11 protein-coding genes are annotated in these 12,141 nt (G+C 55.5%); 5 read left to right on the top strand and 6 right to left on the bottom strand.

Annotated features, from left to right (window positions below; translation table 11 throughout):
• Positions 1–133: 133 nt before the first annotated feature.
• The gene (locus OGV74_RS22695; RefSeq protein ID WP_003025876.1) at positions 134–1,636 is read left to right on the top strand and encodes a helicase HerA-like C-terminal domain-containing protein; all 1,503 of its coding nucleotides are present in this window, start codon (positions 134–136) and stop codon (positions 1,634–1,636) included.
• Positions 1,637–1,737: 101 nt separating this feature from the next.
• Here OGV74_RS22695 and lptG read toward each other — a convergent pair whose 3' ends face one another.
• From lptG to OGV74_RS22710, 3 genes are all read right to left on the bottom strand, one after another.
• Positions 1,738–2,820 carry an LPS export ABC transporter permease LptG gene (gene lptG, locus OGV74_RS22700; RefSeq protein ID WP_003025875.1) on the bottom strand — a complete coding sequence of 361 codons (1,083 nt, stop codon included), beginning with the start codon at positions 2,818–2,820 and terminating at the stop codon, positions 1,738–1,740.
• The gene (gene lptF / locus OGV74_RS22705; protein ID WP_003839630.1) at positions 2,820–3,920 is read right to left on the bottom strand and encodes an LPS export ABC transporter permease LptF; all 1,101 of its coding nucleotides are present in this window, start codon (positions 3,918–3,920) and stop codon (positions 2,820–2,822) included. Before lptF ends, lptG begins: the two co-directional genes overlap by 1 nt.
• 62 nt (positions 3,921–3,982) lie before the next feature.
• A complete protein-coding gene (locus tag OGV74_RS22710; RefSeq protein WP_212723231.1) occupies positions 3,983–4,033 on the bottom strand; it encodes a hypothetical protein in 51 nt (16 codons plus the stop codon).
• Between the two features lie 153 nt (positions 4,034–4,186).
• Between OGV74_RS22710 and pepA the strand changes: the two genes are divergently transcribed.
• The 4 genes from pepA (at position 4,187) to OGV74_RS22730 (ending at position 9,837) form a co-directional block, all read left to right on the top strand.
• Positions 4,187–5,698 (top strand): leucyl aminopeptidase, encoded by a 1,512-nt coding sequence (gene pepA, locus OGV74_RS22715; protein ID WP_003025870.1) that lies wholly within the window; start codon positions 4,187–4,189, stop codon positions 5,696–5,698.
• A gap of 118 nt (positions 5,699–5,816) precedes the next feature.
• The gene (holC, locus tag OGV74_RS22720) at positions 5,817–6,260 is read left to right on the top strand and encodes a DNA polymerase III subunit chi (RefSeq protein ID WP_003025862.1); all 444 of its coding nucleotides are present in this window, start codon (positions 5,817–5,819) and stop codon (positions 6,258–6,260) included.
• Positions 6,260–9,115 carry a valine--tRNA ligase gene (locus OGV74_RS22725; protein ID WP_286521599.1) on the top strand — a complete coding sequence of 952 codons (2,856 nt, stop codon included), beginning with the start codon at positions 6,260–6,262 and terminating at the stop codon, positions 9,113–9,115. The genes holC and OGV74_RS22725 overlap by 1 nt, the downstream gene beginning before the upstream one ends.
• Positions 9,116–9,333: 218 nt before the next feature.
• Entirely contained in the window at positions 9,334–9,837 is a 504-nt protein-coding gene (locus tag OGV74_RS22730; RefSeq protein ID WP_003025856.1) for a GNAT family N-acetyltransferase, read from the top strand.
• 26 nt (positions 9,838–9,863) lie between these two features.
• Here OGV74_RS22730 and OGV74_RS22735 read toward each other — a convergent pair whose 3' ends face one another.
• The 3 genes from OGV74_RS22735 to rraB form a co-directional block, all read right to left on the bottom strand.
• Complete coding sequence (locus OGV74_RS22735) at positions 9,864–10,694, bottom strand: topoisomerase II (RefSeq protein WP_086504852.1); 831 nt, start codon at positions 10,692–10,694, stop codon at positions 9,864–9,866.
• Between the two features lie 164 nt (positions 10,695–10,858).
• Entirely contained in the window at positions 10,859–11,617 is a 759-nt protein-coding gene (gene miaE, locus OGV74_RS22740; RefSeq protein ID WP_003025847.1) for a tRNA isopentenyl-2-thiomethyl-A-37 hydroxylase MiaE, read from the bottom strand.
• Between the two features lie 51 nt (positions 11,618–11,668).
• Positions 11,669–12,094 carry a ribonuclease E inhibitor RraB gene (gene rraB / locus OGV74_RS22745; protein ID WP_003025845.1) on the bottom strand — a complete coding sequence of 142 codons (426 nt, stop codon included), beginning with the start codon at positions 12,092–12,094 and terminating at the stop codon, positions 11,669–11,671.
• Positions 12,095–12,141: the final 47 nt, after the last annotated feature.

Raw genomic sequence — 12,141 nt, forward strand, 5'->3', positions numbered from 1 at the left:
AGGCGTAAGCTTCCCGGCTATTCTCCCCGCTATTCCAGGCAGGTAAAATTCTCCTCACAATCTCCGCAATTTAGCGGTGAAGAGTGCGTCACGGTTGCCTATACTCCAGGCAGGATAAATGGAGGAAATCTCAATGAGCGCACCCCTGCTAATTGCCCGCACGCCGGACACCGAACTGTTTTTACTGCCAGGCATGGCCAACCGTCACGGGCTGATTACCGGCGCGACCGGGACCGGTAAAACCGTCACACTACAAAAGCTGGCCGAATCGCTGTCCGAGATTGGCGTGCCGGTATTTATGGCCGATGTGAAAGGTGACTTAACCGGCGTGGCCGAAGAAGGACAAGCCTCTGAAAAGCTGCTCGCCCGCCTGAAAAACATCGGCATTACCGACTGGCAACCGCATGGTAATCCGGTCACGGTGTGGGATATCTTCGGCGAAAAGGGTCACCCGGTGCGAGCCACGGTATCTGACCTCGGGCCGCTGCTGCTGGCTCGTCTGTTGAATCTCAACGACGTTCAGTCCGGCGTGCTGGATATTATCTTCCGCATTGCCGATGACCAGGGCCTGCTGCTGCTCGATTTCAAAGACCTGCGGGCCATAACTCAGTACATCGGCGATAACGCTAAATCCTTCCAGAATCAGTACGGCAATATCAGCAGCGCTTCGGTCGGGGCTATCCAGCGCGGACTACTGTCGCTGGAGCAGCAGGGAGCGGCACACTTCTTTGGCGAACCGATGCTGGATATCAAAGACTGGATGCGTACCGACGCCAGCGGCAAAGGGATGATTAATATTCTCAGCGCAGAGAAGCTCTACCAGATGCCCAAACTGTACGCCGCCAGCCTGCTGTGGATGCTCTCAGAACTGTACGAACAGTTGCCGGAAGCGGGCGATCTGGAGAAGCCAAAACTGGTGTTCTTCTTTGATGAAGCGCATCTGCTGTTCAACGATGCCCCGCAGGTGCTGCTGGATAAAATCGAACAGGTGATCCGTCTGATCCGCTCGAAAGGGGTCGGCGTGTGGTTCGTCTCGCAAAACCCGTCGGATATTCCGGACAACGTGCTTGGTCAGCTGGGGAACCGCGTGCAGCACGCCCTGCGCGCGTTCACGCCGAAAGATCAGAAAGCGGTGAAAACCGCGGCGCAAACCATGCGCGCCAACCCGGCATTTGATACCGAAAAAGCCATTCAGGAGCTGGGAACCGGCGAGGCGCTGGTGTCGTTTCTGGACGCCAAAGGCAGCCCGTCGGTGGTTGAACGGGCGATGGTGATTGCGCCCTGCTCACGGATGGGACCGGTGACGGACGACGAGCGCAACGGGCTGATTAATCACTCTTCGCTGTACGGCAAATATGAAGAAGATATCGACCGAGAGTCCGCCTATGAACGTTTACAGCAGGGCGTGCAGGCCAGTACCGAGCAGCAAAATACGCCTCCCGCCAACGGTAAAGCGGTCGAGGTGGACGGCGGTATTCTCGGTGGATTGAAGGATATTTTATTTGGCAGCACAGGGCCGCGCGGCGGCAAGCGCGATGGCGTGGTACAGAGCGTGGCGAAAAGCGCGGCGCGACAGGTTACTAATCAGATAATCCGCGGCATGTTGGGGAGTTTGATGGGGGGGAGAAAACGCTAGCCCGTATTACGTTGCCGGATGGCGGCTTAACGCCTTATCCGGCCTACGGGTCCGGAGTAGGCCTGAAAAGCGCAACGCCATCAGGCCTACGATTACTGTGATTACGATTTACGCAGCATCAGCCACAGGCTTATCAGGAAGAAGCTGGCGCTTGGCAGCAGCGCACCGATAATCGGCGGAATGCCGTACACCAGCGTCAGCGGGCCAAAGATTTGGTCCAGCACATAGAACACAAAACCGAAGCTAATCCCCGTCACCACACGCACACCCATCGGGACGCTACGCAGCGGACCAAAGATAAACGACAGCGCCATCAGCATCATGACCGCCACTGACAGCGGCTGGAAGACTTTGCTCCACATATTGAGCTGGTAGCGTCCGGCATCCTGGCCGCTCGACTTCAGGTACTTCACATAGTTATGCAGACCGCTAATCGACAGCGCGTCAGGATCCAACGCCACGACGCCGAGCTTGTCGGGCGTCAGGTTGGTTTTCCAGGTGCCGCTCACCGTTTGCGAGCCGGTGATTTGTTTCGGATCGGTCAGGTTGGATTCATCCACCTGCGACAAACGCCAGACCTTCTGTTCCGGGTCAAACGTCGCGCTCGCAGCGTAGCGTACAGACTGCAGACGGCGCTTGTCGTTAAACGAGTAGATGCTAATCCCACCCAGCTCGGCCTCGCCTTTCACCCGCTCGATGTAGACAAAGCTGTCACCGTCTTTCGCCCACAAACCCTGCTGGGTAGAGAGCAGAGAGCCGCCGTACATCTGCTGCGCACGGTAGTTACGCGCCATCTGTTCACCCTGCGGTGCGACCCATTCGCCAATGGCCATCGTCAGCAGCACCAGCGGAATCGCGGTTTTCATCACCGACAACGCCACCTGCATACGGGTAAAGCCAGAAGCCTGCATCACCACCAGTTCACTGCGCTGGGCCAGCATGCCCAGCCCCAGCAATGCCCCCAGCAGTGCCGCCATCGGGAAGAAGATCTGGATATCTTTCGGCGCACTGAGCAGGGTATACAGCCCGGCGCCCATCGCATCGTAGCTCCCCTGCCCGGCTTTTTTCAGCTGGTCAACGAACTTGATGATCCCGGAGAGCGACACCAGCATGAACAGCGTCATCATGATGGTGGTGAAAATGGTTTTACCGATATAGCGGTCAAGTACACCAAAAGGCTGCATTATACCGCTCCTTTACGCATAAAACGGGCACGCAAGCGGCGCATCGGCACCGTATCCCAGAGGTTAAGCACAATCGCCAGCGCCAGATAAGCCAGGTTAACCACCCACATCCAGAACACCGGATCCAGCTTACCTTTGCCACCGTTCGACTTCAGCGATGTCTGAACCAGGAAGAACAGCAAATAGAGCAGCATTGCTGGCAGCATCGACAGCACGCGACCCTGACGCGGGTTTACCACGCTCAGCGGTACAACCATCAGCGCCATCATAAATACGGTGAATACTAACGTGATACGCCAGGTCAGCTCCGCGCGGGCACGATCGGTGTCGGTCGCCAGCAGCGTACGCATGGTCATCTGTTCGGTATCGTTTGGATCCAGCGCCACGGCCTGATGGCCGATAATCGCCTGATAATCCTGGAAGTCGGTAATGCGGAAATCACGCAGCAGCGCGGTACCTTCAAAGCGCGTCCCCTGGTTTAGCGTCACAACCTGAGAGCCATCGCGCAATTGGGTAAGATGTCCGGAATCAGCTACGACGACCGAAGGACGAGCGTTGCCTTTCGGGCGGATTTGCGCGAGGAACACGTCTTTGAAGTTGCTGCCGTCAACGCTTTCGATAAACAGCACCGAACTGCCGTTGGTCGCCTGCTGGAATTGCCCCTGAGCAAGCGCCGCCATACCGGGGTTCGCTTTCGCCTCCGCCAGGACTTCGTCCTGATGTCTGGAGGACCACGGTCCGGCCCACATCACGTTGACCGCCGCAATAATACTGGTAAACAACGCCAGCACCATCGCCGCTTTAACAAGCACAGCCTTGCTCAGCCCACAGGCATGCATGACCGTAATTTCACTTTCGGTATACAGTTTGCCCAGCGTCATCAGCAGCCCGAGGAACAGGCTTAAGGGCAAGATAAGTTGCGCCATTTCTGGCACGCCCAGCCCCAGCAGCGAGAGCACCAGATTTGCCGGGATATCACCGTCAACAGCCGCACCAAGGATCCTGACCAACTTTTGACAAAAGAAGATCAAAAGCAGGATGAATAGGATCGCAAGTTGGCTTTTGAGCGTTTCCCGAACCAGATATCTTATGATTATCACTTTAAATACGCCCGTAAAAACCCGTCTTTTGCCGGAATTTAGCTTGTTTCATGGCTTAAACGTCATTTATTCTCTTGAGTCGTCGAAATCGTCGCTAAGATCATTATACTCAACGGATCCACCTCTCAGAAATTGTTCTGACGTGCCAATGCCGTAATAACGTTAAGATTAACACGAAGTCACCGCAACAGCGGGTATGAGTTACGAAAGCTTGCAATTCTATCCGTAGCCACCGCTGTTGTCTTTAAGATTCAGGAGCGTAGTGCATGGAGTTCAGTGTAAAAAGCGGTAGCCCGGAGAAACAGCGGAGTGCGTGCATCGTCGTGGGTGTCTTTGAACCACGCCGCCTCTCTCCGATTGCAGAGCAGCTCGACAAGATCAGCGACGGGTACATCAGCGCACTGCTGCGTCGTGGCGAACTGGAAGGCAAACCGGGTCAAACCCTGTTGCTGCACCATGTTCCTAACGTTCTGTCTGAGCGAATTCTCCTCATTGGTTGTGGCAAAGAGCGCGAACTTGACGAGCGCCAGTACAAGCAGGTCATTCAGAAAACCATCAATACGCTGAATGATACTGGCTCAATGGAAGCCGTCTGCTTTCTGACTGAGCTGCACGTCAAAGGGCGCAATAACTACTGGAAAGTGCGCCAGGCCGTTGAGACGGCACAGGAAACGCTGTACAGTTTTGACCAGTTGAAGACCAACAAAAGCGAGCCGCGTCGCCCGCTGCGTAAAATGGTCTTCAACGTGCCGACCCGCCGCGAGCTGACCAGCGGTGAGCGTGCGATCCAACACGGTCTGGCAATCGCCGCTGGCATTAAAGCGGCGAAAGATCTCGGCAACATGCCGCCGAACATCTGTAACGCAGCTTATCTGGCCTCTCAGGCGCGTCAGCTGGCAGACAGCTACAGCAAAAATGTTGTGACCCGCGTGATCGGCGAGCAGCAGATGAAAGAGCTGGGTATGCACTCTTATCTCGCCGTCGGTCACGGTTCGCAGAACGAGTCGCTGATGTCAGTCATCGAGTACAAAGGCAACCCGTCCGAAGACGCGCGTCCAATTGTACTGGTCGGTAAAGGGTTAACCTTCGACTCCGGCGGTATCTCCATCAAACCAGCCGAAGGCATGGATGAGATGAAGTACGACATGTGCGGCGCGGCGGCTGTGTACGGCGTAATGCGCATGGTGGCCGAGCTTCAGTTGCCCATCAACGTCGTCGGCGTACTGGCGGGCTGCGAAAATATGCCGGGTGGCCGCGCGTATCGCCCAGGCGACGTGCTGACCACCATGTCTGGTCAGACCGTTGAAGTGCTCAATACCGACGCCGAAGGCCGTCTGGTGCTGTGCGACGTGTTAACCTACGTCGAGCGCTTTGAGCCGGAGGCGGTGATTGACGTTGCGACCCTGACCGGCGCGTGCGTGATTGCTCTGGGCCATCACATCACCGGCCTGATGTCGAACCACAACCCGCTGGCGCATGAGCTGATCGGTGCGTCCGAGCAGGCTGGCGACCGCGCGTGGCGTTTGCCGCTGGGTGATGAATACCAGGAGCAGTTAGAGTCTAACTTTGCGGATATGGCGAACATCGGCGGACGCCCTGGCGGCGCCATTACCGCGGGCTGCTTCCTGTCACGCTTTACCCGTAAGTACAACTGGGCGCACCTGGATATCGCCGGTACCGCATGGCGTTCCGGTAAGGCCAAAGGTGCAACCGGTCGTCCGGTCGCGTTACTGTCGCAGTTCCTGCTCAATCGCGCGGGTTTTAACGGCGAAGAGTGATGTAAAACGCCGGGTGGCGGCTTCGCCTTACCCGGCCTACAACGTCACTCAACCGTAGGCCGGGTAAGCGTAGCGCCACCCGGCTTTGCATTTAAATCCACCACAAGAAGCCCCATATATGAAGAATGCGACGTTCTATCTTCTGGACAACGACACACAACAAGATGGTTTAAGCGCCGTCGAGCAACTGGTGTGTGAAATTGCCGCAGAACGTTGGCGGGCTGGCAAGCGCGTGCTTATCGCCTGTGAAAACGAAAAGCAGGCTCTTCGACTGGATGAAGCCCTGTGGGCAAGACCGGCAGAAAGCTTTGTTCCGCATAATCTGGCGGGCGAAGGCCCCAGAGGCGGCGCGCCGGTAGAGATTGCCTGGCCGGAGAAACGCAATAGCAGCCCGCGCGACCTGCTCATCAGTTTGCGCGTTGGCTTTGCAGATTTTGCCACCGCTTTCACAGAAGTGATAGACTTCGTTCCTTACGAAGATTCTTTGAAACAATCGGCACGCGATCGCTACAAAGCTTACCGCGTGGCTGGTTTTAACCTGAATACGGCAACCTGGAAATAATGGAAAAGACATACAACCCACAAGATATCGAACAGCCGCTTTACGAGCACTGGGAAAAGCAGGGCTATTTCAAACCTAACGGCGATGAAAGCAAAGAGTCCTTCTGCATCATGATCCCGCCGCCGAACGTCACCGGCAGTTTGCATATGGGTCATGCTTTCCAGCAAACCATCATGGATACCATGATTCGCTACCAGCGCATGCAGGGTAAAAACACCCTGTGGCAGGCTGGTACCGACCACGCGGGTATCGCTACCCAGATGGTGGTTGAGCGTAAGATTGCCGCTGAAGAAGGTAAAACCCGTCACGACTACGGTCGCGAAGCGTTTATCGATAAAATTTGGCAGTGGAAAGCGGAATCCGGCGGCACCATTACCCGTCAGATGCGCCGTCTCGGCAACTCCGTTGACTGGGAGCGCGAGCGCTTCACCATGGACGAAGGCCTTTCCAATGCCGTGAAAGAAGTCTTCGTTCGCCTGTACAAAGAAGACCTGATTTACCGTGGCAAGCGCCTGGTAAACTGGGACCCGAAACTGCGCACCGCCATCTCTGACCTGGAAGTGGAAAACCGCGAGTCTAAAGGCTCGATGTGGCACATCCGCTATCCGCTGGCCGACGGCGCGAAAACCGCAGACGGTAAAGATTACCTGGTCGTGGCGACTACCCGTCCGGAAACCATTCTGGGCGACACCGGCGTGGCCGTGAACCCGGAAGATCCGCGCTATAAAGATCTGATCGGCAAATTCGTTATTCTGCCGCTGGTTGACCGCCGTATTCCGATCGTCGGCGACGAACATGCCGATATGGAAAAAGGCACCGGCTGCGTGAAGATCACCCCGGCACACGACTTTAACGACTACGAAGTCGGGAAACGTCACGGCCTGCCGATGATCAACATTCTGACCTTTGACGGTGACATCCGTGAAACCGCGGAAGTGTACGACACCAAAGGTGAAGAGTCCGACGTTTACTCCAACGCAATCCCGGCTGAGTTCCAGAAGCTGGAACGCTTTGCCGCGCGTAAAGCGATCGTCGCTGCCATTGATGCGCTGGGCCTGCTGGAAGAGATCAAACCTCACGACCTGACCGTGCCTTACGGCGACCGTGGTGGCGTGGTTATCGAACCGATGCTGACCGACCAGTGGTACGTGCGTGCCGACGTGCTGGCGAAACCGGCGGTTGAAGCGGTTGAGAATGGTGACATCCAGTTTGTACCGAAGCAGTACGAAAACATGTACTTCTCCTGGATGCGTGATATCCAGGACTGGTGTATCTCCCGTCAGCTGTGGTGGGGTCACCGTATCCCGGCATGGTATGACAACGACGGCAACGTATATGTTGGCCGTACCGAAGACGAAGTGCGTCAGGAAAACAACCTCGGCGCCGACGTTGCGCTGCGTCAGGACGAAGACGTTCTCGACACCTGGTTCTCCTCCGCGCTGTGGACCTTCTCTACCCTGGGCTGGCCGGAAAATACCGACGCGCTGCGTCAGTTCCACCCAACCAGCGTGATGGTTTCCGGCTTCGACATCATCTTCTTCTGGATTGCCCGCATGATCATGATGACCATGCACTTCATCAAAGATGAAAACGGCAAGCCGCAGGTTCCGTTCCATACCGTCTACATGACCGGTCTGATTCGCGACGACGAAGGCCAGAAGATGTCCAAATCCAAGGGCAACGTAATTGACCCGCTGGATATGGTCGACGGTATCTCACTGCCGGAGCTGCTGGAAAAACGTACCGGCAACATGATGCAGCCGCAGCTGGCCGAGAAGATCGCCAAACGTACCGAGAAGCAGTTCCCGAACGGCATCGAGCCGCACGGCACCGACGCCCTGCGCTTTACCCTGGCGGCGCTGGCCTCTACCGGCCGCGATATCAACTGGGATATGAAGCGTCTGGAAGGTTACCGTAACTTCTGTAACAAGCTGTGGAACGCCAGCCGCTTCGTGCTGATGAACACTGAAGGAAATGATTGCGGCTTCAACGGCGGCGAAATGACCCTGTCTCTGGCAGACCGCTGGATCCTCGCTGAATTCAACCAGACCATCAAAGCGTACCGCGAAGCGCTGGATAACTTCCGCTTCGATATTGCTGCGGGCATCCTGTACGAGTTCACCTGGAACCAGTTCTGCGACTGGTATCTGGAGCTGACCAAGCCGGTAATGACCGGAGGAACTGATGCTGAACTGCGCGGCACCCGCAATACGCTGGTGACCGTGCTGGAAGGTCTGCTGCGCCTGGCGCACCCGATCATTCCGTTCATCACCGAAACCATCTGGCAGCGTGTGAAGGTGATTTGTGGCAACACCGCAGATACCATCATGCTGCAGCCGTTCCCGGAATATAACGCGGCTCAGGTAGATGAAGCGGCGCTGGCCGATACCGAATGGCTGAAGCAGGCGATCGTTGCCGTACGTAATATTCGCGCGGAAATGAACATTGCCCCGGGCAAACCGCTGGAGCTGCTGCTGCGTGGTTGCAGCGCGGATGCGATGCGTCGTGTAAACGACAACAAGAGCTTCCTGCTTAACCTGGCGCGTCTGGAAAGCATCACCGTGCTGCCAGCCGATGACAAAGGTCCGATCTCCGTGACCAAAATCATCGACGGCGCCGAGTTGCTGATCCCGATGGCTGGCCTCATCAACAAAGAAGATGAGCTGGCGCGTCTGGCGAAAGAAGTGGCGAAAATCGAAGGTGAGATTGCCCGTATCGAAGGCAAACTGTCTAACGAAGGTTTCGTTGCCCGCGCACCGGAAGCGGTCATCGCCAAAGAGCGTGAGAAGCTGGACGGTTACGCAGAAGCCAAAGCGAAGCTGATTGAGCAGCAGGCAGTTATCGCCGCGCTGTAAAAATCGTGCCCGTACGTTTGCCGGATGGCGCTACGCTTATCCGGCAAACGGGCACCGTCAACGTAGGTCGGATAAGCGTAGTACATCCGACGCCGCAGACAATAAAAGCCTCTGACGCATATGCTCAGAGGCTTTTTATTGAATTATCCTCGCTTGCGCTTCCCCTCACCGCAGTGGTATTAACTGCATATGTCTCACTTTTATGTCATGAGTTCGCTATGAGTGCCATTACCTCCGTCGCGGCAACGCTGCGCCGAATTTCTGCCGATGATAACGCCGCAATTGCCCGCGTTATCCGCAAAGTTTCCGCTGAATACGGCCTTACCGCCGATAAAGGCTACACCGTTGCCGACCCTAATCTGGACGAATTGTTCCAGGTTTACAGCCAGCCGGGCGCGGCCTACTGGGTGGTTGAGCAAAACGGTGAAGTCGTGGGCGGCGGTGGTGTTGCACCGTTAGGATGTAGTGAACCAGACATTTGCGAGCTGCAAAAGATGTACTTCCTGTCGAGCGCGCGCGGTCAGGGGCTGGCGAAAAAACTGGCGCTGATGGCGCTTGAACATGCCCGTGAGCAAGGTTTCAAGCAGTGCTATCTTGAGACCACGGCGTTTCTGACTGAGGCAATCCGCCTGTATGAGCATTTAGGCTTTGAGCATATCAGCGAAGCGCTGGGCTGTACCGGGCACGTAGATTGTGAAGTGCGAATGTTAAAGCCCCTCTAACCTTACGCCGAGAGGCTTTAACCGCGTTACTGCATCTCGGCTGAGAGCATCAGTCGAATAACGCCAGCCGCACGAGCGGTTGGCAGCTTCAGCACCTGTGACCATAAATCTTGCACCATTTCACAGACGACTTTCTCTTTGCCCACGCCTTTACTCGGATCGGCCATGATTTGGATATCCGGTCCAAAGCGCTGTACCAGCCCCGGACTGATGGATTGCAGATCCTGAAGCGCCAACTGTTTTTCTTCCGCCGTAACCGTATGTTTGTTCGGGCCATAGGCCGCGTGCATCATACTCATGTCGCTGGCCATACGACGGTTCATGAGCTCGCGCGGAATAATACGCACCGGGTTAATCCCGCCTTTCACAGCCGGGAACAAAAAGCGAAAACATTCGTCATTACCCACTTTTGCCACCGCGGCAATCTGCTCGAGATTAATCTTCATATACTCGATCACGTTGGCATCAGGCGCCTGCTGCAAACGCGCCATCTGTACCTGTAGGATCTGCGGCTGAATAGCGTCGATAATCTGTTGCTCGTTTTTCCCCGCCTCTTTCAGCTGCGTTGCCTGGGTGAGGATGTTCTGCCACAGCGCTGGCTCCTGCTCCTTAAGCACCTGATAAACGGGCATGGACAGCATCGCGTTTTCAAATTTCTGCGCATCCGTCAGACCATAATCCGGGCTTTCGCGTGGGATCAGGTAGTGCACATCAAACAGATTCCACGCGATAATCGCCACCACAAAGACCACCGCGCCGGAGACCTTGCCCAGCCAGCCTTTTTTGCGAAACATGCCGACGACGATAGCAATCACCGCCCCGATATAACCTGCCAACAAAACGTGTGCCCAGTTCATTAACCATCCTTATGCCAAATCGTCTCTGTTACAGGGATATATTTCCCCTTCGATGTTTTGATTATTACGGCAGCAGCGAGCTATTTCCAGCCACCAGATTTTGCTAACAGAAACAGGAAGGATTAAACCGCGCGGCGATGGGCACCGCGCGTCAAAGAAAGGAACTAAGCTGGCACACCGCTGTGAAAGCGGAATTCATCGTCAGGAGAGGTGATCAACGCGGCTTCTACTTCGCCAAAAAACTGCACCCGGCGACTGATATCATCGGTTGAAACCTGCTGCGCCAGCGCCAGGTAATCCTGATAGTGCCGCGCCTCGGATCGCAGCAGCGACAGATAAAACGCCTGCAAATCGTTATCCAGATACGGTGCGAGCGCGGCGAACCGTTCACAGGAACGCGCCTCAATGTAAGCCCCGCAAATCAGTTTATCGATTAATGTCAGCGGCTCGTGGGTGCGCACCTCTTTGAGCATGCCTTTGGCGTAACGGCTGGCGGTAATCTTAATATAGGGAATGTTGCGACTCATCATCGCCTCACGCACCTGCCAGAAATGATGCAGTTCTTCCTTGATCAGCAAAACCATGCTGTCGATAAGCTTGCGTCCCCACGGGTCGTCGGTTTGCGGCATCACGCTTTTGCTTATCTGTTTATTCAGCGCGATAAAATCCGGCTCATCCCCTTCTCTGAAAGCAAACGCTTCATAGGGTTTCAGCCAGTCCAGCAGCGCCTGAGATCCCTGTTTATCTGCGACATACTTACGCACCAGCAGCATCGCCGTTTGCGCCGCTTTCAGCTCACAGACGAGGTGGTCGGTCAATAATAGAGGCAGATTAGCCGGGTCTCGCGCTTTATCAAGCCAGGCCTGGGGCGTTTTACAGTGCAGGAAATTGTGGATCGGGGAGAGTATTTGCAGGTAATCCATACATTGTCCTTGGCCTGCGGCAGCCTGGGCTACCGCAGGTCAGTAGATGACTTAGTGACGCACGCCGTCATCATCTTCGTCGACGAGATCTTCATCGTCGCCGTCTTCACCTTCTTCGCCGTTCGGGTCTTCAAAATAGGTGCCCCAACCGTCGTATTCCACATCATATTTTTCAGCCAGGTTCATCAGTTGCTCAACCTGAGCATCGATCAACTCCGCATTCAGTGCACATTCGCTCAAAATGTCACAGCAAATAACCGTGTCGCCTTCTTCCACTTCCAGCTCTTCCGGCTCGGTCACTTCATAACCCAGCTTGAAGGCTTCTACTGCCGCTTTTTCCAGGGTTTCGAAGTCATCCGCGGAAAGGTGATGCTCAATGGTGTACAGCGCGTCTGGATCGCTGCCATCTTCGAGTAACTCTTCAATAATCAAGCGCGTTTCTTCACGCTGTTCTTCCAGTAGTTCCGGGTTTGCCATGGCTCGTTCCTCATAATGTCCTGCCGATACTCTTATTGTCACATACC

It is taken from the genome of Citrobacter sp. Cf116 (assembly GCF_030336505.1).
GTDB classification, from domain to species: Bacteria; Pseudomonadota; Gammaproteobacteria; order Enterobacterales; family Enterobacteriaceae; genus Citrobacter; species Citrobacter freundii.

What these genes read in the sequence shown, in the direction of transcription:
- holC (WP_003025862.1), top strand. Translation starts at nt 5,817, where the DNA reads ATGAAGAATGCGACGTTCTATCTTCTGGACAACGACACACAACAAGAT.
- lptG (WP_003025875.1), bottom strand. Translation starts at nt 2,820, where the DNA reads ATGCAGCCTTTTGGTGTACTTGACCGCTATATCGGTAAAACCATTTTC.
- OGV74_RS22725 (WP_286521599.1), top strand. Translation starts at nt 6,260, where the DNA reads ATGGAAAAGACATACAACCCACAAGATATCGAACAGCCGCTTTACGAG.
- rraB (WP_003025845.1), bottom strand. Translation starts at nt 12,094, where the DNA reads ATGGCAAACCCGGAACTACTGGAAGAACAGCGTGAAGAAACGCGCTTG.
- OGV74_RS22730 (WP_003025856.1), top strand. Translation starts at nt 9,334, where the DNA reads ATGAGTGCCATTACCTCCGTCGCGGCAACGCTGCGCCGAATTTCTGCC.
- OGV74_RS22735 (WP_086504852.1), bottom strand. Translation starts at nt 10,694, where the DNA reads ATGAACTGGGCACACGTTTTGTTGGCAGGTTATATCGGGGCGGTGATT.
- pepA (WP_003025870.1), top strand. Translation starts at nt 4,187, where the DNA reads ATGGAGTTCAGTGTAAAAAGCGGTAGCCCGGAGAAACAGCGGAGTGCG.
- miaE (WP_003025847.1), bottom strand. Translation starts at nt 11,617, where the DNA reads ATGGATTACCTGCAAATACTCTCCCCGATCCACAATTTCCTGCACTGT.
- OGV74_RS22695 (WP_003025876.1), top strand. Translation starts at nt 134, where the DNA reads ATGAGCGCACCCCTGCTAATTGCCCGCACGCCGGACACCGAACTGTTT.